Origin of the sequence: Nocardia yamanashiensis NBRC 100130 (assembly GCF_001613325.1) — a bacterium.
In the GTDB taxonomy this organism is placed as follows: Bacteria; Actinomycetota; Actinomycetes; order Mycobacteriales; family Mycobacteriaceae; genus Nocardia; species Nocardia yamanashiensis.
Genome location: NZ_BDCD01000041.1, coordinates 59,257 through 83,161, shown reverse-complemented (window position 1 = coordinate 83,161; position 23,905 = coordinate 59,257). Strand labels below are relative to the sequence as shown.

At 68.7% G+C, this 23,905-nt stretch carries 20 protein-coding genes and 1 pseudogene; 9 read left to right on the top strand and 12 right to left on the bottom strand.

Translation table 11 applies throughout. The features are described from left to right. Positions 1–605 (bottom strand): DUF6542 domain-containing protein (locus NY1_RS36830; RefSeq protein ID WP_157762714.1); only part of this gene is annotated, 605 nt, incomplete at its 3' end. Between the two features lie 162 nt (positions 606–767). Further along, positions 768–1,901 (bottom strand): DNA recombination protein RmuC, encoded by a 1,134-nt coding sequence (locus tag NY1_RS36825; RefSeq protein ID WP_067721817.1) that lies wholly within the window; start codon positions 1,899–1,901, stop codon positions 768–770. Positions 1,902–2,222: 321 nt separating this feature from the next. On the opposite strand from NY1_RS36825, the pseudogene NY1_RS36820 reads away from it, so the two are divergent. The 3 genes and pseudogenes from NY1_RS36820 to NY1_RS36810 all read left to right on the top strand — a co-directional run. Beyond that, positions 2,223–3,377: pseudogene (locus NY1_RS36820) on the top strand (exonuclease SbcCD subunit D); the annotation flags it as partial. 313 nt (positions 3,378–3,690) lie between these two features. Continuing rightward, a complete protein-coding gene (locus NY1_RS36815) occupies positions 3,691–7,161 on the top strand; it encodes an AAA family ATPase (RefSeq protein ID WP_067721816.1) in 3,471 nt (1,156 codons plus the stop codon). A gap of 137 nt (positions 7,162–7,298) precedes the next feature. Beyond that, positions 7,299–7,655, top strand: a complete 357-nt coding sequence (locus NY1_RS36810) for a hypothetical protein (RefSeq protein ID WP_067721814.1) — start codon at positions 7,299–7,301, stop codon at positions 7,653–7,655. Between the two features lie 4 nt (positions 7,656–7,659). On the opposite strand, the gene NY1_RS36805 is transcribed toward NY1_RS36810, so the two are convergent. From NY1_RS36805 to NY1_RS36785, 5 genes are all read right to left on the bottom strand, one after another. Further along, positions 7,660–7,932: a DUF2277 domain-containing protein gene (locus NY1_RS36805; RefSeq protein WP_067721813.1), complete on the bottom strand. Its 273-nt coding sequence runs from the start codon at positions 7,930–7,932 to the stop codon at positions 7,660–7,662. Positions 7,933–7,972: 40 nt separating this feature from the next. Further along, positions 7,973–8,491, bottom strand: coding sequence for a methylated-DNA--[protein]-cysteine S-methyltransferase (locus NY1_RS36800; protein WP_067721812.1), 519 nt, complete (start codon positions 8,489–8,491; stop codon positions 7,973–7,975). Continuing rightward, positions 8,491–10,035 carry an Ada metal-binding domain-containing protein gene (locus NY1_RS36795; protein WP_169815459.1) on the bottom strand — a complete coding sequence of 515 codons (1,545 nt, stop codon included), beginning with the start codon at positions 10,033–10,035 and terminating at the stop codon, positions 8,491–8,493. Before NY1_RS36795 ends, NY1_RS36800 begins: the two co-directional genes overlap by 1 nt. A 68-nt stretch (positions 10,036–10,103) precedes the next feature. Further along, entirely contained in the window at positions 10,104–10,307 is a 204-nt protein-coding gene (locus NY1_RS36790; RefSeq protein WP_439956066.1) for a YbdD/YjiX family protein, read from the bottom strand. A gap of 61 nt (positions 10,308–10,368) precedes the next feature. Further along, on the bottom strand, positions 10,369–12,648 hold the full coding sequence (locus NY1_RS36785) for a carbon starvation CstA family protein (RefSeq protein WP_067721809.1): 2,280 nt from the start codon (positions 12,646–12,648) through the stop codon (positions 10,369–10,371). Positions 12,649–12,991: 343 nt separating this feature from the next. Between NY1_RS36785 and NY1_RS36780 the strand changes: the two genes are divergently transcribed. The 3 genes from NY1_RS36780 to NY1_RS36770 are packed head-to-tail and all read left to right on the top strand — an operon-like array spanning position 12,992 to position 16,016. Further along, positions 12,992–14,302, top strand: coding sequence for an ABC transporter substrate-binding protein (locus NY1_RS36780; RefSeq protein ID WP_067721807.1), 1,311 nt, complete (start codon positions 12,992–12,994; stop codon positions 14,300–14,302). 14 nt (positions 14,303–14,316) lie between these two features. Further along, a complete protein-coding gene (locus NY1_RS36775; RefSeq protein WP_233434648.1) occupies positions 14,317–15,195 on the top strand; it encodes a carbohydrate ABC transporter permease in 879 nt (292 codons plus the stop codon). Beyond that, positions 15,192–16,016 carry a carbohydrate ABC transporter permease gene (locus tag NY1_RS36770; protein ID WP_218028533.1) on the top strand — a complete coding sequence of 275 codons (825 nt, stop codon included), beginning with the start codon at positions 15,192–15,194 and terminating at the stop codon, positions 16,014–16,016. The genes NY1_RS36775 and NY1_RS36770 overlap by 4 nt, the downstream gene beginning before the upstream one ends. Before the next feature lie 2 nt (positions 16,017–16,018). Here the strand turns inward: NY1_RS36770 and NY1_RS36765 are convergent, their stop codons facing one another. Both NY1_RS36765 and NY1_RS36760 read right to left on the bottom strand, forming a co-directional pair. Continuing rightward, a complete protein-coding gene (locus NY1_RS36765) occupies positions 16,019–17,416 on the bottom strand; it encodes a tetratricopeptide repeat protein (protein ID WP_067721802.1) in 1,398 nt (465 codons plus the stop codon). A gap of 50 nt (positions 17,417–17,466) precedes the next feature. Then, positions 17,467–18,438 carry a helix-turn-helix transcriptional regulator gene (locus NY1_RS36760; RefSeq protein ID WP_067721801.1) on the bottom strand — a complete coding sequence of 324 codons (972 nt, stop codon included), beginning with the start codon at positions 18,436–18,438 and terminating at the stop codon, positions 17,467–17,469. 99 nt (positions 18,439–18,537) lie between these two features. Here NY1_RS36760 and NY1_RS36755 point away from each other — a divergent pair, with 99 nt between their 5' ends. The 3 genes from NY1_RS36755 to ychF all read left to right on the top strand — a co-directional run bounded on the left by NY1_RS36755 (position 18,538) and on the right by ychF (position 21,716). Further along, positions 18,538–19,164: a TIGR03086 family metal-binding protein gene (locus NY1_RS36755; RefSeq protein WP_067721800.1), complete on the top strand. Its 627-nt coding sequence runs from the start codon at positions 18,538–18,540 to the stop codon at positions 19,162–19,164. A 111-nt stretch (positions 19,165–19,275) separates the two neighbouring features. Continuing rightward, a complete protein-coding gene (locus NY1_RS36750) occupies positions 19,276–20,511 on the top strand; it encodes an SGNH/GDSL hydrolase family protein (RefSeq protein WP_084536035.1) in 1,236 nt (411 codons plus the stop codon). Between the two features lie 125 nt (positions 20,512–20,636). Continuing rightward, positions 20,637–21,716, top strand: coding sequence for a redox-regulated ATPase YchF (gene ychF, locus NY1_RS36745; protein ID WP_067721798.1), 1,080 nt, complete (start codon positions 20,637–20,639; stop codon positions 21,714–21,716). Here ychF and NY1_RS36740 read toward each other — a convergent pair. The 3 genes from NY1_RS36740 to NY1_RS36730 form a co-directional block, all read right to left on the bottom strand. Next, the gene (locus NY1_RS36740) at positions 21,713–22,468 is read right to left on the bottom strand and encodes a phosphotransferase family protein (RefSeq protein ID WP_067721797.1); all 756 of its coding nucleotides are present in this window, start codon (positions 22,466–22,468) and stop codon (positions 21,713–21,715) included. The genes ychF and NY1_RS36740 overlap by 4 nt on opposite strands. A gap of 45 nt (positions 22,469–22,513) precedes the next feature. Next, entirely contained in the window at positions 22,514–23,131 is a 618-nt protein-coding gene (locus NY1_RS36735) for a maleylpyruvate isomerase family mycothiol-dependent enzyme (protein WP_067721792.1), read from the bottom strand. Between the two features lie 76 nt (positions 23,132–23,207). Continuing rightward, positions 23,208–23,816, bottom strand: a complete 609-nt coding sequence (locus NY1_RS36730; RefSeq protein ID WP_067721791.1) for a TetR/AcrR family transcriptional regulator — start codon at positions 23,814–23,816, stop codon at positions 23,208–23,210. Positions 23,817–23,905: the final 89 nt, after the last annotated feature.

Sequence of the window (23,905 nt, the reverse complement as noted above, 5' to 3'; positions counted from 1 at the left end):
CCCACGCGCGGCGGGGTCGCGGCTACCCGGCCCGCGGGGCGGCGGGACGGGCGGGCGGTGCTGCCGGATTCCGCGGCGGCATCGGGTTCGGCGGCGGCGCGGGAGCGACGTCTGGCGGGGTCCTTGGAATCGGCGGGCCGGGTGCGCTGGGCCCGCGGGGAACCACCCGGGCGGGTGCTGCGGGCGCGCGGCCTGGGCAGCCCGGCATCGGCCTCGCTCTCGTGCTCGCGGCGATGCAGATAGATACGGACGCCGCCGATCACCAGCACCAGCACGGTGGCCAGCGCCATCGTCGGGAACCGGCTCACCAGCGGGATGGCCAGGTTCAGCAGCACGTCCTTGAGGCCGCCCGAACTGCCCAGCATCTGCTGATAGGCCAGCGGCACCGTGACGAACAATAGGAGCGGCGGCAGCACCATGGTGGTGAACACGCCCTTGAACCGCACCACCAGCACGGCCAGCACGCAGCCGACCACGTAGAGCGTCGCGAAAGTGCCGGTGAGCTCGTTACCGCCGCCGCGAGCATCGATGAAGAATCCGATGAACGTGCAGGTCACCGCGATCAGAACCGCCGCACCGGAAGGCACGCCGGGAACCGACGGCACGATCGAACGGTGCGACGGGGGCACCTCTGCGCGCTCGCTTGGGGTAACTGCCACGATCTGCACACTAAAGCATCGAGTCATCTCACGAGGTCGGTGACATCTGGCGAGCTTGCCGGGCACATAGCTCGCATACCCGGCACGGTGATCGACAGCGGCTCCGGCTCAGCCTTCCGAGTCGGCGAAACCCACTGCGCGCGGCCAGGACTCGACCCGATGCAATTCGGGTACCGGGGCGTCGGACACCTCCAGATCGTGCAGCTTGCGGGCGGTGACCATCACACGTGATTCCACCGAGGAGACGGTGTGGTTGAAGGCGTCCACGGCCTTGCCCAGCTGCGCGCCCAGGCGGTCCAGGTGCCGGCCGGTGGTGCCGAGCCGGGTGTAGAGCTCACGGCCGAGTTGCTGCACCACCGCCAGATCCGCGGAGATGGCCTCCTGCCGCCAGCCCAGGGCGACGGTGCGCAGCAGGGCCATGAGGGTGGTGGGGGTGGCCAGTACGACATTGCGGCCGAAGGCGTATTCGAGCAGACCCGAATCGGTGGTGAGGGCGGCGTCGAGGAAGGGGTCGCCGGGCACGAACAGGATCACGAATTCCGGGCACGGGTCGAAGGCGGCCCAGTATTCCTTGGCGGCCAATTGCTCCACGTGGTTGCGCAGGTGCTTGGCGTGCCGGGCCAGATGCCCTTCGCGTTCGCGCGGGTCCTCGGTGGCGGCGGCGTCCAGGTAGGCGGTGCACGGCACCTTGGCGTCCACCACGATCTGCCGGCCGCCCGCCAGCCGCACCACCATGTCCGGGCGCACCACGGTGTCGCCGCGCCGGGTGACCTGGGTGTCGAAATCGCAGTGCCTGGCCATGCCGGCCAGTTCCACCACCCGCTCCAGCTGGATCTCGCCCCAGCGCCCGCGCACCTGCGGGGCCCGCAGCGCCGCCACCAATTGCCCCGTCTGCGTGGACAACTGATGCGAGGTGCGCTGCATGCCCGCGACCTGTTCGCGCAGACCGGAATACGCGTTGATCCGATTGTGCTCGACTTCCTGGATCTGCCGGTTCAGCGTCCCCACGGCTTCCCGCAGCGGCTCGACGAGATGCCCGATCGCATAGGACTGCCGCCGCGCCGCGTCCTCACTGGCCGCTCCCAGTGACTGCCGCAATAGCCGCTCGTTGTCCTGCATGGCCGACAGCCGGGCCTCGGCCACCGCCGCGCGCTGGCCCGCACGGGCGGCATGCCCGTACCAGCCCAGGGCGACCCCGGCGGCGAACACCAACAGCAGCGCAAACAGCATCGGTGCGGTCATGAATGCAGATAGTGGCAGATTCCACCGACAAGAAAGTGAATTGAGCAACCGCGCAGTTTCGACACGTGTTCGGTCCGGCCCGACACGCCGAGCTCGCGTATGCCAAGTCCACGACAGCCTTTCGCGACGGTCGGGGTAACTCACCGGGTACGTCCGAAGATGTTTCGGCGCTCGGCGGCAGGCACGGGTGCATTCCTGGCAACGGCACTCGGCGGTCCGCTGAAGTCGCGGGGTGGCGGGACAGCTATACATCGGCGTGTTTCCGACAGACCGTGTGGGTAGTGCGAAACCTGTCGGAGGCATCGCCTACGGTCTCGGGGCATGCGGATCCTGCACACCTCCGACTGGCATATCGGGCGCACGTTCCACGGCGTCGATCTGCTGGGCGACCAGGAGTGTTCGCTGCGCGCCATCGCCGAGCTGGTGGCGGCGGAGCGGGTGGATGTGGTGGTGGTGCCGGGGGATGTGTACGACCGGTCCATTCCGAGTGCTGACGCGATCGCGGTGTGCAATAGGGGGTTCGAGGCGATCCGCGCCGCCGGAGCAACCATCGTGGCGACGTCCGGCAACCATGATTCGCCGACGCGGCTGGGGGCGCTGGGGAGTTTCGCGGCGGCGGGCGGGCTGCATCTGCGGTGCACCATCGCCGAGGTGGCGCGGCCGGTGCTGCTGGCCGACGCGCACGGTGCGGTGGCGTTCTACGGGATCCCGTACCTGGAGCCGGACATCACGCGCGTGGAACTGGGTGTGCCGCAGGCGCGCTCGCACGCCGAGATCCTGGACGCGGCGATGGGGCTGATCCGGACCGATCTCGCGGCGCGCCCCGCGACCCGTTCGGTGGTGCTCGCGCACGCCTTCGTGGTCGGCGGCGAAGCCACCGGATCCGAGCGATCCATCTCCGTCGGCGGCGTCGAAACCGTGCCCATGTCCGCCTTCGACGGCATCGACTACGTGGCGCTCGGTCACCTGCATTCCCCGCAGACGCTGTCCGAATCCGTTCGCTATTCCGGGTCCCCGCTGCCCTATTCGTTCGGCGAACGCTCGCATCGCAAGGCGGTCTGGATCATCGACCTGGACGCCGCCGGCCTGGCCACGGTCGAACGCCGCGACCTCCCGCTGATCCGCGGCCTCAGCCAGCTCACCGGCACCCTGGAAGCCCTGCTCACCGCCCCCGAGCACGCCCCCGCCGAAAACGACTACGTCTCGGCCACTCTCACCGACACCGCTCGCCCCGTGGACGCCCTGCGCCGCCTCCGCGACCGCTTCCCGCACGCCGTCCACGTGGAATGGATGCGCCCCGAAGGCAACCCGGAACTGCGCTACCGCGAACGCGTCCACGGCCGCCGCGACACCGAGGTCGCCCACAGCTTCCTCACCGACGTCCGAGGCGTTCCCACGCCGGGCGAGATGACCTGGGTCGAACGCGCCCTCGCCGCCGCCGTTCGCGAGCGAGACGTGCCCACTCGTGCGACCGGTCCAGCCCGCCAGGCATCCGAGGCGGCGGACGCGGGGATCGAGGACGCCGGGGTGTCTTCCCGCAGGGGCGCCGATTCGGCAGGCGGGTTGTTCGACGTGGTCGGTGGAGACCTGGAGGGTGAGCTATCCGAGGACGCGGTGGGCGAGGTTGTGGGGTTGTTCGACGTTCCCGAATCCGGTTCGGGCGCGGGGGATTCCGCGAGCGGGATGACCGCGTGAGCGAAAACCGTTGCCGCCGTGCGGCGTGTCCTGCGGGGGTGCGCGGCCGGCGGGTTGTTGGATGGTGTGTGGCGGAGTGGGAAGGGGTCGGCGCGTGCGCCTGCATCGGCTGGAATTGACCGCCTTCGGGCCGTTCGCGGAACCCACCGTGGTGGATTTCGACGAATTGGGGGCCGAGGGGCTGTTTCTGCTGCACGGGCAGACCGGCGCGGGGAAGACGACGGTGCTGGACGCGATCGCGTTCGCGTTGTACGGGAGCGTGCCGGGGGCGCGGGGGGAGAGCAAGCGGCTGCATTCCGATCACGCGGACGAGCAGACGCCGCCGCGGGTGATTCTGGAGGCGACGGTCGGCGGGCGGCGGCTGCGGTTGAATCGGACTCCGGAATTCCAGCGGCCGAGCAAGCGGGCCAAATCCGGCATGGTGAAGGAAAACGCCTCCGCCACTTTGGAATGGCTGGACGGGCGCGGTGAGAATCTGTCCCGGATTCCCGATATCGGCGACGAGATTCTCCGGTTGCTCGGGATGAGCGCCGACCAGTTCTTCCAGGTGGTGCTGCTGCCGCAGGGCGATTTCGCGCGTTTCCTGCGCGCCGACAACGAGGAGCGCGAGAAACTTCTCGAAAAGCTCTTCGACACCGAACGTTTCGCGACCGCCGAACAATGGCTGATCGACAAGCGCCGCGCCAGCGCCGCCGACCTCGACGCCCGCAAGCAGAGCATCGACCGCCTCATCGCCCAGGTCGGCGTGGCGGCGGGCCTGGCCGCCACCGAAACCGCCGGCCCGCTGGAATCCGTCGACTGGTCCCAGCGCCTGCTCGCCACCGCCCGCACCGCCCGCGACCAGCGGGCCCTGGAACTGGCCCGGCAGCAACAGCATTCGGCCGCCCTGCGCCTGGAAGCCGAAGCCCAGCGCGCCCTGCACGAGCGCCATCGCCGCCTCACCGCCGCCCGCACCCAGCTCGCCGCCTACACCGCCGCCGCCGACCAGCGCGCGGCCCGCCGGCTCGAACTCGACCATGCCCGCCGCGCCGACCCGGTAGCCGCCGCTCTCGAAGAAGCCCGCGCCGCCGCCAAAACCCTCCGCCGCCGCGAAACCGAATCCGCCCGCGCCGCCGAACAACTCGCCGACCGCCTGCTCCAGCCCGCCACCGCCGAACTCCCCGGAACCACCTGGGCCGCAGCGGATCTGGCCGCCGCCGAACTCCACGGCACCGACCTGGCAGAAGACCTCGCCTACCTCGAACCGCCAGCCGACGCCGTTCGGGCAGGAAGCGGTCCGGGTGACGACCGGACCGAAACCGGCGCCGAGCAGCCGGGCCACTCCGGGGCCGATGCCGAGGGAGACCGCGTTGTCGGCCGCGTCGGCACCGCAGCCGGACCCTCCGCCGCGGATGGCGAGGCGTTCGGTGAATTCTCTTCCGGTGGTTCCGGATTCGGCCTCGCCGCGACCCGCAGCGCCGACTCGGGAGGCTTGCCGCCGGCCGACGGTAGCAGAGTTCCGAACGGACTCGGGGGCGCCGATTCGGCCTCTGCTGGGCTACCCCACATCGGTGGTCCGGCGGTTACCCGACCGGCCGCCGCAAAGGACGGTTCGCAGGCGGCGGGCTCAGGGCTGGAGGCCGCCGTGCAGCGCTGGAGCGCGCATATCGGGGCCTTGGACGAGGTGCGGGCCGATGCGGAGTCGGCTACCCGGCTGACGCGGGAGCTGGCGCAGTTGCGGGCCGCGCAGGATGACATCGCGGGGCGGGCGGCGAAGCTGGGGAAGCGGCAGGAAGAGTTGCCGGGAACCATTGCGGGGGTGGAGGTTCGGCTGCGCACCGCGGCCGATGCGGCGGCGGGGCTCGCCGGGCTGGAGGCCGAGGTCGAGCGGTTGAAGGTGGCTGCTCGGGCCGCTGTGGAGTTGGAGCAGCGGCAGGGGGAGCTGGTCGCGGCCAAGCGTGGGTTCGAGGATGCTCGGGCCGCGCATCTGGATGCTCGGGAGCGGACTCAGGAGTTGCGGGAGCTGCGGCTGGCGGGGATGGCGGCCGAGCTGGCGGGGGTGCTGGTGGACGGGGAGCCGTGTGCTGTGTGCGGGTCGGGGGAGCATCCGCATCCGGCGCGGGCCACCGAACAGGCCGTGTCGAAAGAGGCGGAGGACGCCGCGCTCGCGGCGGAGCGGGCCGCCGAGGCGCGCCGGGAGCGAGCCGGGCAGTTGGTGGCCGAGCTGGAGCGGGCCATCGAGGTGCTGACCGAGCGCGGTGGGGCGGTCGACAAGGCGGAACTGGCTGCGGCGCTGTCGGAATCGAGCGCGCGGCACAACGAGGCGAAGCGGATGGCCGCGCTGGTCGCGGAGCTGACCGCCGAGCTGAACCGGCTGCGGGCCGACGAGGCGAAATTGCAGAGGGAGTTGCGTGAGTGCCAGAGCCAGGCCAGCGCGACCCTGGAACGGGTGGTGGCGGCCGATCGCCGGTTGGCCGAGCTGACCGAGCGGCTGCGCGCGGCGGCCGGATCGGACGGGACTGTGGATCGTCGCCGTGCTCGGCTGGAAGCGCTGGTCGCCGACGCCACTGCCGTGCGGGATGCGCGTGTGGAGACCGCGAGTGCCCGGGAACAAGTCGCCGTGCTGGCGGTACGGGTCGAAAAGCTTTCGTACGAAGCCGGTTTGGTGGAATCGGCACCGCCGGTCATGGGTGAGAGCGGGCCGGACTACACGGCTCTGGCCGTCTACGGCCGCGCCGTGGATGCCGCCTCCCGGACCGAACGCGAGCAGGTCGATATCGAAGCCGAACTACTGGCAGCCGAGAACGCCCGCGCCCACGCGGAGGCGGTACTCGCCGAACCCGAGATCCAAGCCGCCGCCGACGCCGCGCTCGGCGACCTTGAACAGTTGGAAGCCTCTGTCGCACAGGCGGACTCGGACCTCACCGCGGCGGTTGCCGCCAATGCCGAAGCCATTCGCAGGGTCGAACAGCTCGAAGACCTCTGCTCCCAGCTCTGGGCCGCCGTCGACCGCATCGCCCCCATTCAGCGCGCCCACGACGAACTCTCGTCCCTGGCCGACGTGGTAGCGGGCCGCGGTGAGAACAACCGTCGCATGTCCCTGCGCTCCTACGTCCTGGCCGCCCGCCTGGAAGAAGTAGCCCTGGCCGGTTCCGTCCGCCTGCGCCGAATGTCCGGCGGCCGTTACGAATTCGTCCACACCGACGCCGCCGGCCCTCGCGGCCGCCGAGGCGGCTTGGGCCTGGATATCCGCGACGACTACACCGGTGCCATTCGCCCCGCCAAAACCCTCTCCGGCGGCGAAACTTTCATGGCCTCCCTCGCCATGGCCCTCGGCCTGGCCGACGTCGTAGCGGCCGAATCCGGCGGCCTCGTCCTCGACACCCTCTTCATCGACGAGGGCTTCGGCAGCCTCGACGCCGACACCCTCGACGCCGTCATGGGCGTCCTCGACGAACTCCGCTCCGGCGGCCGCGTGGTCGGCGTGGTCAGCCACGTCGACGAAATGCGCCAGCGCATCCCCAGCCGCCTGCACGTCATCCGCGGCCGCACCGGCTCCCACCTGGAAACCACCGTCGGCGCCTGAGTTCTGTCCTTCTCGGGTGCTGAGCTTTAGCTGAGAGCCGGCTTTAGGCATCACAAGATTTTTATAAGAGGATCCCAGGGGGCGGGAAATACCGTCCTTGACAACAGCAAGACGAGATCGACTTCAAGGACAGGGCAATGCGGAAAGTCATCACCGGCGTACTGACCACCGCGGCTACGGCCGCCATCTCCCTCGGCGCGGTCGTGGCGGCAGCGCCGGCGCATGCCGAGACCTACCCGGGCGCGTGCCTGGTCGTGCAGAACTACTCGGGGCGGACCGTCGAGGTAACCCTGGAGTACCCGGCCCGCAAGGGCGTGTGGACCTTCAGCCCGGGCGAGGTTTCGGTGCTCACCAATCACGACGTGGTGGTGACCACGCCGGGCGGCTACTGGAAGACGCACACCAACGTGCAGGTCGCCGACAGCTGGAACTACGAGTGGGACCGCAACAACAGCAAGGGCTGCAACGGTTCCTGGGTGCTGACCCTGAACTGAGGCGTCAGCGGGGGGTGAAGCGGATTTCGGCCCGGGCGCGCGCTTTCGCGGCCTCCACCTCACGATCCTTGGGGGGAGCGGTGGTGGTGAGGGAGTTCAGCAACTTGGTGGTGGCCGCGGTCACCTCGGCCACCGCCAGGTCGAAGGCCTCCTGATTGGCATGCGAGGGCTTGGTCGAACCGCTGATCTTGCGGACGTATTGGACGGCCGCGGCGTGTACCTCGTCGGGGGTGGCGGGGGGCTCGAAATTGTGCAGGGTTTTGATATTGCGGCACATGAATTCGAGGGTACGCGCGGCGGCCGACCAAAAAGACTGATCAGTCCGCTTCGTGATCCAGCAGCCACCGCTTGGCGGGCAACCCCCAGCGGAAGCCGCCCAGGGTGCCGTCGGTGCGCAGCACCCGATGGCAGGGGACGAACAGGGCGGCGGCATTGCGGGCACACGCGTTGGCGGCGGCCCGGGTCGCGGTGGGGCGGCCCGAGAGGCCGGCGTACTCGGTATAGGTGACGGGGGCACCGGCCGGGATCTTGCGCAGCACCTCCCAGGCGTGCACCAGGAACGGCCCGGACTGCTGCCGCACGGTGACGCCGTCGATGGCGGCCAGATCACCGGAGTGGTAGTCGCGCACCGCTTTCGACACCGCGCCGAGCGAATCCCGTTGCCGCAGTATGGCGGGACGCAGGGTGGGGTGGATCAGATCGCGCAGGTTCTCGGCATCGGCGGTCCAGCCGGAGGCGAGCACCGCGCCGTCGGCGTCCACCAGCGCGGTGAACGGGCCGATCGGGGTGTCGGCGATGGCGAAATCGGCGGTGGGGGTGCGGGATTCGAGGATCATCAGGGGGTGGTTCTCGCTTTCCGGGCGCCGTTCGCGCCATCGGGGGCGGGGGCGGGATGAGCCAGGGCGTGTTTCCACATGTGCATGGACAGATACGAGCGCCAGGGGGCCCAGCGCGCCGTATCGGCGAGGTCGATGCCGAGCAGGGCGGCGCCGCGCCGCACGATCAGGTCGGTGTGCAGCAGGATGTCCGGATCGGCGAGCAATCGCATGGTCACGTAGTCGGCGGTCCACGGCCCGACGCCGTCCAGGGCGAGCAGGTCGCGCCGCAATTCCGCGGGGGTGCGGGCGGAGTGCAGCACCAGCTCGCCGTTGGCCAGGGCGCGCGCCACGCCGACGATCGCCTCGATGCGCCGGGACGGCCCGGTCAGCACCTCGGCCCCGTGCTCGGCGATGGCGGCGGCGGTGGGGAACAGATGCGGGATCGGTCCCGGAATGGGTTCGCCGAGCTGCTGCACCAGCCGCGCGGTATGGGTGTTGGCCGCCGCCACCGAGATCTGCTGTCCGATCATGGTGCGCAGCAGCAGTTCCGAGCCGTCCAGGCTGCCCGGCACCCGGATGCCCGGCGGCAGCGCCAGGCCGTTGCGGGTGATGGCGGGGTCCGCGTGCACCTCGCCGAACGGCCGCACCTCGCCCCCGGACATGCCCGCGGCCAGCGCTTCGTCGATGCCGATCGGGTCGGCGTCCAGATCCAGGAAATGCCGTAGTCGCGCCACCGTGGGCGCGAGATCGCGCATGTCCTGTAGCGCCAGCGAGGCGCGCACATGCCCCGGCTGCACCGATAGTCGAATCGTGGTGTGCCCGTGCGGGGTTCGCAGACTGCGCGTGTATCGCCCGTCCTCGAAGGTCTCCAGCCCCGGCACGGTGTGCGCCGCCAGGAACCATTCCAGCCAGGTCTTGTCCAGGGGTTCCCGGTAGGGCAGCCGCAGCGTGAGCAGCCCGTTGCTGGTCGGCAGGGTATCGCCGTTGCGCCGCCGCGATTCCTCGCGCAGCGTGGTCGGGCTGACCGCGAACACCTCCCGCACGGTGTCGTTGAACTGCCGGATGCTGGCGAAACCCGCCGCGAAGGCGATATCGGACATGGGCAGCCGGGTGGTCTGGATCAGCAGGCGCGCGGTGTGCGCCCGATGCGCCCGCGCCAGGGCCAGCGGCCCCGCCCCGAGTTCCCCGGTGAGCACCCGGGTGAGCTGGCGCTGGGAGTAGCCGAGGGCGTCGGCCAGCGCGGGCACCCCGCCGCGTTCGATCACCCCGTCGGCGATCAGGCGCATGGCCCGCGATGCCAGGTCGGCGCGGGTGTTCCAGAGCGGCGAACCCGGCGCCGCGTCGGGCAGGCAGCGCCGGCAGGCCCGGAACCCGGACTGCTGGGCGGCGGCGGCCGTGGGCAGGAAGGTGACGTTGGCCCGTTTCGGGGTGATGGCAGGACACGAAGGGCGGCAATAGATTCCGGTAGTGCGGACCGCCGTGAAGAATTGCCCGTCGAACCGGGCATCCCGGGTTGCCACGGCACGGTAGCAACGCTCGAAATCCAGATCGTTCGCACTCACGGGTTCCACAATGTCAGTCCCGCCGAACCGGTGCTAGCGGTTATCAGCCATCACATGGCGGAAATCCGTCAACAGCAGCGATTCGCCGGATTCTTGGTGGCCGCTTCGTGCCGATCGCGCCAATATTGGCGTTCGGTGGGGATCTCGCAGCCGGGGTGGTGCAGGCGCTGATGCTGCACGTAGCGCTGGTAGTCGTTGCCGCCGAGGATCGAGTTGAACCACCAGGCAAAGGCTTTGAGAGCCCGGAGAACGGCGCGCCCCGCCGCCCGCAGGGGTCCTGCGGAGGGCGGGGCGGTCGTTTCGCTCATGACTGTCAATCTACCGCGATGCGGGTCAATGTACTGCGGCGCCGGGGGCCCTGACCTTGCCTTCGGCGATCAGGGCGTCCCATTCCTTCTGCACTTCCTTCTCGGCCGGAGTCGCCAGGAACGAGCTCGGCCCGAAGATCTTCGACGGCTCCTCCGGCGTCTCGGTGGTCTCGCCGCCGCCATTGCGAATGGCCTTGAGCACCACCAGCAACCCGACGATCGCCACGATCAGCACCAGCACCGCGAACACGATCGACAACGTGCCCTGGATGAAGGTATTGCGGACCACCTTGTCCATATCGTCCATGGTCTTGGCGGGCGCGAGGATCTTCCCGGCGTCGCGGGCCACGCTGTAGTTGTGGTGCTGGGTCCAGTAACCGATGTTCTTGTCCCCGGAGAAGATCTTCTGCCAGGACGCGGTCATGGTCACGATGAGGTCCCACACCAGCGGAATCGCCGGAATCCACGCCCATTTCAGCAAGCCCTTCTTCACCACGATCACCAGCACCACGGTCAATGCCACGGCCGCCAGCAGCTGGTTGGAGATGCCGAAGAGCGGATACAGCGTGTAGATGCCGCCCAGCGGATCGGTCACGCCCATGAGCAGCACCGAACCCCAGGCCAGCACCACGATGCCGGAGCACACGAACACGCCCGGCCACCACGACGGATCCTTGAACTTCTTGGCCCCGGGCAGGTTGCCGAGGGAATCGGAGAGCATGAACCGCGCGACGCGGGTGCCGGCGTCGATGGTGGTGAGGATGAACAGCGCCTCGAACATGATGGCGAAGTGGTACCAGAACGCCTTCATGCTGGTGCCGCCGATGAACTTGTGCATGACCTCGGACATGCCGACCGCGAGGGTGGGCGCGCCGCCGGTACGGGACACGATCGACTTCTCGCCGATGTCCGCGGCCGTCTGGTTGAGCTGGGCGGCGGTGATCGGATCACCCTTGAGCCCAAGGCTGTTCACGTAGGTCGCGGCCTTGTCGGCGGTGCCGCCGGTGAGGCCCGCGCCCGCGTTCATGGCGAAGTACAGGTGCTGGTCGATGATGCTCGCGGTGATCATGGCCATGACCGCCACGAACGATTCCATGAGCATGCCGCCGTAGCCGATCATGCGCGCCTGCGACTGCTTCTCGAGCAGCTTCGGCGTGGTGCCCGAGGACACCAGCGCGTGGAATCCGGACAGCGCGCCGCACGCGATGGTGATGAACAGGAACGGGAACAGGCTGCCCGCGAAGGACGGGCCCTTGCTGTTGGACGCGAACTCCGACACCGCGGGAGCCTTGAGCACCGGCATTGTGACGACCACGCCGACCGCCAGCAGGGTGATGGTGCCGATCTTCATGAAGGTCGACAGGTAGTCGCGCGGGGCGAGCAGCAGCCACACCGGCAGCACCGAGGCGATGAAGCCGTAGATGATCAGGCCCCAGGCGATGGTGGTGCCCGACAGCGTGAACCAGTCCTGGCCCCAGGCGGATTCGGCGACCCAGTTGCCGGAGATGATGGCCAGCAGCAGGAGCAGGAAGCCGATGATCGACACCTCGCCGACCTTGCCCGGCCGGAAGAAGCGCAGGTACAAGCCCATGAACAGGGCGATCGGAATAGTCATGCTGATGGAGAACACGCCCCACGGGCTGCCGCCGTGCAGCTGCCCGTCCGCGCCCTTGGTGGCGGCGAGGGCATTGACGACCACGATGCCGAGCACCGCCAGCAGGATCATCATGATGACCAGTACGGCCACGATGGCGGCGATGCCGCCGACCACGCCCAGTTCGTCGCGGGCCATCTGACCCAGCGAACGGCCGCGGCGTTTCACCGACGCCCACAGCACCAGGTAGTCCTGGACCGCACCCGCCAGCACCACGCCGACGATGATCCAGATGGTGCCGGGCAGATAGCCCATCTGAGCCGCGAGGACCGGGCCGACCAGCGGGCCCGCGCCGGCGATGGCGGCGAAGTGGTGCCCGAACAGCACCCGCCGGTCCATCGGCATGTAGTCCTTGCCGTTCTCCATGGCCTCGGCCGGAGTGGCGACGTCGTCGCTCGGCTTGGTGATCTTCCATTCGATGAGCCGGGCGTAGAACTGGAACGCCAGTACGTAGGTACAGACGGCCGCCACCACGATCCAGACGGCGTTCACATTCTCACCGCGGACGAATCCGACGATGGCCCAGGCGATGGCGCCGAGGACGGCGACGGCGAGGAAGATGCCCTTCTTCGCCGCCGACAAGGGGGTCCGATCGACCACGCCTACCGGGGGTAGGTCGGGGTCCGTCCGGAGGTATTCGATGGTCGCCATGCGACTGACCCTCCCGTGCGGTACTGCGGTTTCCAGCTGAAATGAGGACAAACGTAGCTGAAGAGACACAGGCGCGGACCAGCTTTCGCCAGTCGTTCACCTGTAGACATACCGGCGGGTACGGGTGGCCCGGCGGACGCTACGCCGGAAGAAGCAAGGGTGGTGCGGTCCGGTTTTCTGGTTCCCGCGACTTCGCGTGTTTTCCGCGCGTCGCAGGTAGCTACCCGTATGCTGCCATGCTGGTCTGAGATCTGCGCCACCCCGGTCACATATATATCTTTTCCGCGCGCCGACCTCGGGCTCTGATCAGCTGGAACCGCCGCGTGACCGGAGGAGACCCGCGATGCCGATGCCGTTCGACCGCCGCACACTGCTCCGGTCGGCGGCGGCCGGGGCGGTGCTCGCCGCGGCCGGCTGCGGCGGGGGCGATGAGGACGCGGTCACCTTCTTCTTCCAGGCGCGGCCCGAGGAGGCGCGGGCCCGGCTGCGCATCATCGACGAATTCCAGCGGCGGCGGCCCGATATCAAGATCCGGACCATCATGTCCGGGCCGGATCCCTTGCAGCAGATGCTGACCTACTGCGCGGGCGGGAAATGCCCGGACGTCCTGATGGCGTGGGAACTGCTGTACGCGGGGCTGGCCGATCGCGGCGTGCTGGTGGATCTGCGGGAGTTCCTGGACCGGGATCCGGTCTATGCCGAGCGACTGTGGGCCGACGGGTATCCGACCCTGCGCGACACCTTCGTGTGGAACGGCGGGCAGTACGCGCTGCCCGAGCAGTGGTCGGGGGTGTTCCTCTACTACAACCGGAAACTGTTCGACCAGGCCGGGATTCGCGCGCCGGCCCGGTGGTCGCAGGCGTGGAGCTTCGATGAATTCCTGGCCGCCGCCCGGGCGCTGACCCGGCGGGACGCGGACGGGCGCACCCGGCAGTGGGGGTTCGCCGACGCCTGGGTGCCGTACTTCTCGGCGGCCTGCTTCGGGATGAACAACGGCGCGGAATGGTTCAGTCCGGCGGTGCGGCCCGCGCGCACCAATCTCGGGGATCCGCGGTTCGCGGCGGGCCTGCAGTTCTACGCGGATCTGGCGGTGCGGCACCGGGTCGCGCCGAGTGTGGGGGACCGGCAGTCGGTTTCGGCGCAGGACCTGTTCCGGAGCGGGCGGGCCGCCATGCTGATGGGCGGGCATTGGCTGTACTCGGAATTCACCGGGCGCGACGATCTGGATTTCGATGTGACGGTGCTGCCGGTCGGGCCGGACGGGGGACCGGGGGCGGTGACGGATGTGGGCAGTACGGGGCTGGCCATCGCCGCCGCCAGTCCACGGCGGGAACAGGCGTGGGAATTCGTGAAGTTCGCGACCGGGCCGGAGGGGCAGGCGATCATCGCCGAATCTGGGTTGTTCGTGCCGGTGCTGGAATCCGCCATGCGCTCACCGGGTTTCGCGGCGGCGCATCGGGGGATCCGCAATCTCGACGTGTTCACCGAGGGGCCCGCGCATTCGCGGGGGATGGCGGTCACGCCGTTGTGGGGGAAGGTGGAATCGCTCTTGGAGCGCGGCTGCAATCGGGTGTTACGCGGTGCGGCGCAGGCGGATTCGCTGGGCGGGCAGACCACCGCTGATATCGACGAGCTGTTGCGGGCGGCGGTATGAACGCGCGTTCGGCGCTGGCGCGGCGGCGGGCGCGGGCGGGGGCGGTGTTCATCGCGCCGAATCTGGCTGCGGTGCTCGTGTTTCTGCTTTTCCCGCTGGGGTTTTCGCTGTATCTGAGCTTTCATTCGTGGGATCTGTTCAGTCCGCCGCGGTTCGTCGGGGTCGACAACTATCGGCGCTTGCTGGGTTCGGATCCGCTGTTCTATATCGCGCTGCGCAATACCGCTGTGTTCACGCTGCTCACCCTGCTGCCGACCGTGGTGATCAGTTTGGCGGTGGCGGGGCTGCTGAATCGGAAACTGAAGGGGATAGGGATCTTTCGAACCATCGCCTTCCTGCCGCTGGTGGCGTCCACGGTGGCGATGGCGGTGGTCTTCCGGTTCCTGTTCGCCAGCGACGACGGTTTGGCCAACCTGCTGCTGGGCTGGGCCGGGCTCGGGCCGGTGCCGTGGTTGACCGATCCGGACTGGGCGCTGGTCTCGCTCAGCCTGGTGACGGTGTGGAAGAGCGTTCCGTTCGCCACCGTCATTCTGCTCGCCGCCATGCAGGGGATTCCCGAAAACCTCTACGAGGCAGCGGAAATAGACGGTGCGGGGCCGCTCCGCCGATTCGTGTCCATCACGGTGCCGCTGATTCGCGGAGCGCTCTCGTTCGTCTTCGTCATCACCATCATCGATTCCGTCCAGGCGTTCGATCAGGCGTATGCTCTGACCGGCGGCAATGGCGGGCCTGAGACCGGCACCTACGTTCTCGGAATCATGCTGTTCCAGAACGCTTTCCGCTTCTACGAGGTCGGCTACGCCTCAGCCCTGGCCTGGGTGATCTTCGCGATCCTGCTGCTGCTCACCCTGATCCAATTGCGGCTGTCCCGCCGCGCCGAGGCGGAGCAGTGAACCGGCGGCTGATCCAGGGGCTGCTGGTCTATCTTGCGCTCATCGTCGTCGCCTGGTGCGCGCTCACTCCCATCCTGTGGGCGCTGTCCGGTTCCCTGAAATCCGAAGGCGCCCTGAGCGATCCGTCCCCGATCCCATCCTCACCCCAATGGTCCAACTACGGCGAGGTGTTCGCCCAGATGCCGGTCGCCCGCATGTTCCTCAACACCGTCGTCTACGCCGCCTGCGTCACCGCCGGTCAGGTCTTCTTCTGCTCCCTGGCCGGCTACGCCTTCGCCCGCCTGCGCTTCCCCGGCCGCGAAGCCCTCTTCCTCGGCTACCTCGCCACCCTCATGGTCCCGCTCACCGTCACCGTCATCCCCCAATTCCTGCTCATGCGCGCCCTCGGCTGGATGGACACCCCCTGGGCCATGATCGTCCCCGGCCTGTTCGGCAGCGCCTTCGGCACCTATCTCATGCGCCAGTTCTTCCGCACCCTCCCCATCGAACTGGAAGAAGCCGCCATCCTCGACGGCTGCACCCCCTGGCAGACCTACTGGCGCGTCCTGCTCCCGCACACCCGACCCGCCCTCATGGTCCTGGCGGTCCTCACCTGGATCACCGTCTGGAACGACTTCCTCTGGCCCCTGATCATGATCCAGCGCAACGAATACGCCACCGTCACCCTCGGCCTGGTCCGCCTGCAAGGCCAATACACCACCGACTGGCCCCTCCTCATGGCCGCCGCGACCCTACTTCTCCTCCCCCTCCTGCTCCTCTACGCCGTCACCCAGCGCGCCTTCGTCCGCGGCATCGCCATGAGCGGGCTCGGGGGGCGCTGAACTCAGCGGTGCGTTACCGGACCGCCGCCCGGAAACCGGCGCAGCGCTGCGGCTTTCGCGAAGGCCAGCCCCTCGCGAGCAGTGATCGTCAAGGTATGACCGGAGCCCAATTGCCGCTCCCGGCCCGCAACCACTCGGGAATACAGCGCGATAGCGTCGTCGTAGCGCTGCGCTGTGGTGCACACCGAGGCCAGATTCGCGCAAGCGACCAGAGTGTTCAAATGATCGTGCCCGTAATGGTATTCGCGATCGCTGACGATCAGCGTGTACATGCCGATGGCTTCGGCGATACGTCCGACTTGGTCGTAGCCGAAGGCCAAGCTGGTGCGGGCGCTCTGCGCGGCCAGGCTGTGCGGGCCCAGGGCCCGTTCCGCGCCGGCCAGCGTCTCCTCGAGGATGCCGAGCGCTTCGTCGTGCCGGCCGATGGCTGCCCGATCGTCACCCAGATTGATCGCCGCGAGGAGCGTGTCCTCGTGTTCGGGCCCGAGCGTGCGGGTGCGGACCGCCAGAATGTGCTCGTCGTAGGTGATCGCCTCCTCGAGCCGCCCGGCCGCGCGCAGGGCGCCGGACAGTCCGAGGAGGGTGATCAGGGTGCTCTCGTTATCGGGGCCGCTGACCCGGGTGCTGTCTGCGAGCACCTTGTCGAAGAGCAGTATGGAGTCGTCGAGCTGACCGGCCTTGTAGTAGGCGAAGGCCAGATTGTGTTGCGCGGACAGCGTGTTCGGATGGTCGCCACCGAACCCGGTCTCGTAATCGGCCGCCGCGCGCCGGTATTGCGCGATGGCCTCGTCGAATCGCTGTGCGTCCCGGTATACGCGGGCCAGTGCACTGCGGACCAGCAAGGTGCCGCCGTCCTGCGCACCGAAGGTGTTCTCGTTGTCGAGGAGGACCCGCTCGTACAGATTGACGGCTTCTTCGAGCTGTCCGGCGTCGCACAGGGCGCCTGCCAGATTGGCGGCGGCGTCGAGGGTGGTGCGATGCAGAGGGCCCAGCATGCGGTCGTGATCGGCCAGGAGGTCTTCGTACAGCTTGATCACCTCGGCGTGCGGTCCGTCCACTGTGGTCGCATCGGGCCCGGGCGGCGGAGGAACCGGCGGCGTGGCCACCGCTTCGACGTGATCACCGGCTCGCGGTGCCGGAGGAGGTGGGCCCAGCGTGACTTTGAGGGTATGAGCTCCCGGGGTCCGGCCGTCGGTGACGACGAAACGTGGGCTGTCGGCGTGGGTCTCGACGACGAGCCGGAAGGTCAGCTCGAGTGCGTTCGGCTGTAGGCCGAGCTGTACGGCGCCGATGCTGGAAAACGCCTCCCCGAGTCGCGAATTCGCCACCTCCGCACGGATCGCCGCCAGCGCTTCCCCGATGGAGACGGATCCATGGCGTTGCCCGCTGCTCTCTGTCATATCGACTCCCCTACGCGCACAGGGTGATCGCCACCCCCCGAACCACAATTTTATCCGGGGGAGGTGACAACTTCGGGCGCTGTCGCCGCCCCGTAACGCCGGGCCAGCGTGCGGATGTGGGCGACGAGTTCGGGTGGGCCGTCGACGTGGAAGTCCATCATGAGCATGCTCAAGTAGATGGCGATGGTCTCCAGGGTGTCCGCGCCGGTGAGTAGCAGGCAGGAGTGGTCGCCCAGGGGTTCGACGACGCCGACCGTGGGGTTGATGCGGGCGATGACCGTTTCGGCGGGGGCGAGGACGGTGACGCGGGCGTGGACTTTCCAGCCGGCGGTGGCGATTTCGCGCAGCACGAAGGCCACGAGATTCTCCTCGGGGAGGGCTCGGGGTGCGAAATAGCGTCCGGCCGTGCGTACTTCGCCGATATTCGCGACGGGTAGGGCCTGCCAGGCGTGCGTGTCCAGGGCATAGGCGACCAGGAACCAGCGGCGCTGCCAGGAGATCAGGCGGTACGGCTCGAGTTCGCGCTCGTCCGCGGTGATGGTGGTGGTGCCGCGGATGGCGGAGGCGATGGTGGCCAGGGTTTCGGCGGGGACGGGGGCCTCGGGTTCGCGGGAGCCGGTGACGGCGGGGCCGACGTCGGTGCTGGTGCGCAGCGCGGTGACCTTGCGTTGCAGGCGTTTCGGCAGGATGCGCTGGAGTTTGGCGAGGGCGCGGGTGAGGCTGGCGTCGATATCGGCGATGCCGGTGCTGCCGTTCTCGGCCAGGCCCATGGCCACCGCCACCGCGACCGCTTCGTCGTCGTCGAGCAGCAGGGGCGGCATGGTGGCGCCCTGGCCCAGCCGGTAGCCGCCGATGGGACCGCGGGCGGCGGCCACCGGATAGCCGAGTTCGCGCAGGCGGGCGATGTCCTGGCGCAGGGTGCGATCGGTGACGGCGAGGCGTTCGGCCAGGTCACGGCCGGTGTGGGTGCCGTTCTGCAGGAGCGACAGCAGGCGCAGCAGGCGGGTTGTGGTAGAGGTCACATTCGATCTTTCCCGGGCCGGTTTTATTAGGAAGAAAACAAGCCTAATCGGGTCATACCTTTATCTCAACGGATCGAAACGACCTGAAAGGCAAGAACAATGAGCGAGAACCAGCAGACCGCCACCCCCGCCGACCTGCTCGCCCCGGTGTGGCGCACCGTGCTCGCCGACTCGCACCGCGCGCTCGCCGACGTGGTCGCCGGGGTCAAGGATGACCAGTTCGAGCTGGCCACCCCGTGCTCGGAATGGTCGGTCACCAAGGTCATCCAGCACGCCGCCGGCGACCAGCTGGCCTACGCCAAGGTGCTCGGCATCGGCGACGGCCCGGCCTACAACCCCTTCGACCCCTCCGGCAGCCTCGACGGCACCGCCGCCGCGCTGGTCGCCGATGCCATCGAGCAGACCGCCGCGGCCTGGGCGACCGTCTCCGACGACACCGCGACCGTGCCCACCCCGCTGCCCTTCGGCGACCTGCCGACCCCGGTCGCCGCCGTGTTCTGCGCGCTCGACGCGGCCGTGCACGCCTGGGATATCGCCATCGCCACCGGGCAGCCGTCGCCGCTGACCGAGGAGCTGTCCGGGCATCTGCTCACCGCCTCGCGGGGGCTGGTGGAACCGTTGCGGGACTACGGCGTCTACGCGGCCGTCATCGAAACCGATTCGGCGAGCGCCACTCCCGTCACCGACGAACTGCTGGGTTACCTGGGGCGCGACCCGCGGGCGTGAACCGGTGCCCACCGGCGAATTTCCGGGAGTGGGAATTGCATGCTCGCGCATGGAGTTGCGGATGTGCGGACCGTCGCGAGGCGGTCCGCACACTGCTGAAGGGAACCATCCGTGCGTGTCGTCACCGCCGTAGCCGCGATACTCGCCGCTTTCCTGGGCTTCGCCGCGCCCGCTCAGGGCGCGCCCAATGCGTTACCCGGCTGGGAGTCGGTGTGGGCGACCGCTGTGCACACGCCGAACGAGAGTTTCGCGCCGAACTGGTCGCAGGCCGGATTCGCTGATCAGTCCGTGCGGCAGGTGATTCGGGTCAGCGATGGGGGATCGGCGCTGCGGGTCCGGTTGTCCAATGCTTACGGGACGCAGCCGCTGGAGGTGAGCGGGGCGACCATCGCGCGGACCGCCGCCGGAGCTGGTGTTGTTCCGGATTCGGTGCGGCCCTTGACTTCTGGGCTGAGCGGATCGTTCCGGATCGCGCCCGGAGCGGAACTCGTCAGCGATCCGGTGCTGCTTCCGGTGTCGCCGCTCGAATCCCTGACCATCACACTGTATTTCGCTGCTCCGACCGGTCCGGCGACATATCACGCACAAGCGCTGGGCACCAGCTATCTCGCCGCGGGTGACCATCGCGCGGATATCGCCGGCGATGCGTTCGGCGAGACCAGCACCTCGTTCTATTACCTGTCCGCGGTGGAGACCGCCGACCTCGTCCCGCATCGGGCAGGCGTGGCGCTGTTCGGGGATTCCATCACCGACGGCTACGGCGCCACCAACGACGGGCGCAATACCTACCCCGACGAGGTCGCCGAACGGCTTGCGGCGCAAGGACAATCGCGCGCGGTGCTGAACCTCGGCATCGGCGGCAATCGCGTGACCGTCGATTCGGCGTGGATGGGGGAGAGCGCTCTGCATCGCTTCCAGCGCGATGTGGTGGGGCAGCCCGGTATCGGCACCGTGGTGGTCCTCGAAGGCATCAACGACATCGGTCTCAGCGGCGGCGGCATCCCCCTGGGCGCGCCGTTCCCGGTGGTATCGGCACAGCAGCTGATCGACGGCCACCGCGCGCTCATCGCGCAGGCGCACGCGGCCGGGCTGCGGGTGATCGGCGCGACCCTGCTGCCGTTCGGCGGCTCCGACTACTACACCGCCGAGCGTGAAGCCGTTCGCGCACAGGTGAACGCGTGGATCCGCACCTCCGGAGAATACGACGCCGTGGTCGATCTGGACACCGCCCTCGCCGATCCCGTCGACCGCGCCCGCCTGCTGCCCGGCTACGACGTCGGCGACCATCTGCACCCGAGCGACGCCGGGTACGCGGTCCTGGCGGACGCCGTGGTGGCGGCGCTCTGACCGGATAGCCGGCCCAGGTTCTCCGCCACCGCACGGTATGTGGTGGCCCGATGGCGGACGACCCGGCTGGACTGACGCCGCCCGGATCGTCCGCCCCGGATGTCCGCAGGTAAACTCTCGTTCTCGTGAGTCTCACCCTCGGAATCGTCGGCCTGCCCAATGTCGGAAAGTCCACGCTGTTCAATGCGCTGACCCGCAACGACGTGCTGGCCGCGAACTACCCCTTCGCCACCATCGAGCCGAACACCGGCGTGGTGCCGCTGCCGGACCCGAGGCTCGCCAAGCTCGCCGAGATCTTCGGGTCCGAGCGCCAGCTGCCCGCCGTGGTGACCTTCGTCGATATCGCCGGCATCGTGAAGGGCGCCTCCGAAGGCGAGGGCCTGGGCAACAAGTTCCTCGCCAATATTCGCGAGGCCGACGCCATCTGCCAGGTCGTGCGCGTGTTCGCCGATGACGACGTGGTGCACGTGGACGGCAAGGTCGATCCGCTGGCCGATATCGAGGTCATCGAGACCGAGCTGATCCTGGCCGATATGCAGACCCTGGAGAAGGCGGTCGTCCGCCTCGAGAAGGAAGCCCGCATCAAGAAGGACCGCAAGCCGGTCGCCGATGCCGCCAAGCAGGCCCAGGAGATCCTGAACTCCGGCCGCACCCTTTTCGCCGCCCAGAAGGAATTGGACGTGGAGCTCCTCAAGGAACTCTCCCTCCTCACCATCAAGCCGTTCCTTTACGTCTTCAACGCCGACGAAGCCGTCCTCACCGACGAGGCCAAGAAGGCCGAACTGAAGGCCGCCGTCGCCCCCGCCGACGCCGTCTTCCTCGACGCCAAGATCGAATCCGAACTCATCGAACTCGACGACGAATCGGCCCTCGAACTCCTCGAGTCCATCGGCCAATCCGAACCCGGCCTGCACGCCCTAGCCCGCGCCGGCTTCCACACCCTCGGCCTCCAGACCTACCTCACCGCCGGCCCCAAAGAATCCCGCGCCTGGACCATCCACCAGGGCGACACCGCCCCCAAGGCCGCCGGCGTCATCCACACCGACTTCGAACGCGGCTTCATCAAGGCCGAAATCGTAGCCTTCGACGACCTGGTAGCCGCCGGCTCCATGGCCGCCGCCAAAGCCGCCGGCAAGGTCCGCATGGAAGGCAAGGACTACGTCATGGCTGACGGCGACGTAGTCGAGTTCCGCTTCAACGTCTAACGGCCGGAAGAACTTTCGGCAGCCGCTCGGAGCACGTCGATCTCCCCGCCCGGCCTGGCCGGGTCGAAGCCGTGCTCCGACAGCCAGCGGACACCCCGCAGGCTGCGCAGCGACCACCAGCCTCGGATCACCTCGATGTCGACCTCGCGGCCGTATCCGGTGATCACGTCCGCGAGACGGTCTTGGTGGCCGAGGGTCAGGGTGGCCAGGTCGTAGAGGGGGTCGCCCTGGGCGGCTTCGGACCAGTCGATCACGCCGGTGACCTCGTCGCCTGCGACGAAAACGTGGGCGACCTGGAGGTCGCCGTGGATGAACGCCGGGGTCCAGGGGTGCAGGGCGGCTTCGGCGATCCGGCGGTTGCGTATGACCACGGGTGCGGGGAGGACCTCGTTCGTGATGATCCAGGCGCAGGCGGCGTCGAGTTCCGCGGCGAGCTCGTCCACTGTGCGGCCGGGGCGGGGTGGCAGCGGGGCGTCGTGCAGGGTTCGAAGGGTCGCACCCGCTGCGGTCCATGCTGCTCGTGACGCGGTGGACGGTTCGCCGAGGCGGGCGATCGCGGTGCCGGGCAGGGCTGCGAGTGCGAGCGCGGGTGGGTTGCGCCACAACACTTTCGGAGTCGGGATCGGGGCCAGTGCCATCGCCTGGAGTTCGGCGTCGGCTCGCGCCTGATCGGCGTCGATCTTCAGGAACATCTCGCCGACTCGCAGTGTCGCGCGTTCGCGGTGGGCAGCGATGATCTCGACCTCTTCCACGTCGTGGATTATCGCGGCTCGGATTGCCGGTGGTCGCGGTGGGATTCAGTCGAAGGCGGTCAGGCCGGGGCCGGTGAGGTTGGCCAGGGCTATGCGGCGGCCGGAGATGGCTAGGAGTAGGTCGAGGGTGGGGCCTTGGAGTTGGGGGCCGGAGCCTAGGGAGAGGTCGGAATCTGTTGCGGTCAGGTGGATTTGGGTGAGGAGTTCTTTTGCGCCGCCGAAGGCTGCGGGGGTTCGGGTTTGGAGGAGTAGGGCTCGGGTTACGGCTTCCGGGGGGTAGGTGCGGGTCAGGTTGAGGGGGCGGCGGATGTCTTCGCCGTGGACTATTTCTTCGACGAGGCGGCTGTCCAGCGGGGCCGGTGGGGTTGAGGTTCGGGTGGCCGAGTCGCGTAGGCGTTGGAGGGTTTCGGTGGGGGTGGGGGCGCGGTGGCGGAGCATGCCTCGGGTGTTCTGGCGGTCGAAGTCGAAGCGGGCCAGGGCCAGTGCCGTGATGAAGCTGAGGCGGGTGGTGCGGTGGGTGTCTACCAGGTGGGCGGCTACGTCGTGGATTGTCCAATCGGCGCAGAGGGAGGGGTGGTGCCATTGGGCGTCGGTGAGGTGGGAGAGGTCTTCGATCAGGGCGGCGCGTTCTTGGTGGACCAGGTTCCAGACGGCGTCGGGCATGCGATCTCCTTTTGTCGGCTATCGGCTTCGACGGGGCTGGGCGGTGGAAATCATCGGCGGGGCGCGGTCGGGCGGGTCAGGAGTCGGTGGCCAGGCCGGTGATGAGTTGTTCGATTACCGCGTGGATGACGGGGGTTTCGGCCGCGGGGTCTGCACAGTTGGCCAGGTATTGGGCGGCTTCGTCGAGAGAGCCGACGATCAGGAGGGCCAGGGGGCGGACCGGCTGGGGGCGGATGCGGTCCGCGGTGATCGCCTCGGTGAGGGCGTTCTCGACGAGGCCGATGGTGTGGCGGAGTTCTATTTCGCGCCAGCGGGACCAGCCGAGGACGGCGGGGGCGTCGAGGAGGGCGATGCGGCGGACCTCGGGGGCGGTGGAGGCATCGAGCCAGGCCAGGCAGCCGACGATGAGATTGGCTATGGGGTCGGGGGAGTAGGCGTTGCGGACCGCGGTGCCGATCACGGTGACCAAGGATTGTTCGAGGTCCTCGAAGACGGCTTCGAAGAGTTCGCGCTTGTCGGCGAACTGGTGGTAGAGGGCGCCGCGGCTGACGCCCGCCGATTCGGCTACCGCGATGGTGCTGACGGCGTTGTAGCCGTTCTGGCCGAACAGGTTTCGGGCCGCGCGAATCACCGCGGCGCGAGTGGTAGCGGAGCGTTCGGCTTGGGTGCGGCGGTCGGCGTTCATGGCGAGATCGAAGTGTAGGGGAGTGCCGGAAGTTTCCGGATTCGAGGCGGATTCACCGGGGCGGTGGGTACTCTGAAGCCTATTACATA

Bases quoted from the DNA above. Each gene is read 5' to 3' on its own strand.
- NY1_RS36825 (WP_067721817.1), bottom strand. From the start codon at position 1,901: ATGACCGCACCGATGCTGTTTGCGCTGCTGTTGGTGTTCGCCGCCGGG.
- NY1_RS36810 (WP_067721814.1), top strand. From the start codon at position 7,299: ATGCGGAAAGTCATCACCGGCGTACTGACCACCGCGGCTACGGCCGCC.
- NY1_RS36805 (WP_067721813.1), bottom strand. From the start codon at position 7,932: ATGTGCCGCAATATCAAAACCCTGCACAATTTCGAGCCCCCCGCCACC.
- NY1_RS36800 (WP_067721812.1), bottom strand. From the start codon at position 8,491: ATGATCCTCGAATCCCGCACCCCCACCGCCGATTTCGCCATCGCCGAC.
- NY1_RS36785 (WP_067721809.1), bottom strand. From the start codon at position 12,648: ATGGCGACCATCGAATACCTCCGGACGGACCCCGACCTACCCCCGGTA.
- NY1_RS36780 (WP_067721807.1), top strand. From the start codon at position 12,992: ATGCCGATGCCGTTCGACCGCCGCACACTGCTCCGGTCGGCGGCGGCC.
- NY1_RS36765 (WP_067721802.1), bottom strand. From the start codon at position 17,416: ATGACAGAGAGCAGCGGGCAACGCCATGGATCCGTCTCCATCGGGGAA.
- NY1_RS36755 (WP_067721800.1), top strand. From the start codon at position 18,538: ATGAGCGAGAACCAGCAGACCGCCACCCCCGCCGACCTGCTCGCCCCG.
- NY1_RS36735 (WP_067721792.1), bottom strand. From the start codon at position 23,131: ATGCCCGACGCCGTCTGGAACCTGGTCCACCAAGAACGCGCCGCCCTG.
- NY1_RS36730 (WP_067721791.1), bottom strand. From the start codon at position 23,816: ATGAACGCCGACCGCCGCACCCAAGCCGAACGCTCCGCTACCACTCGC.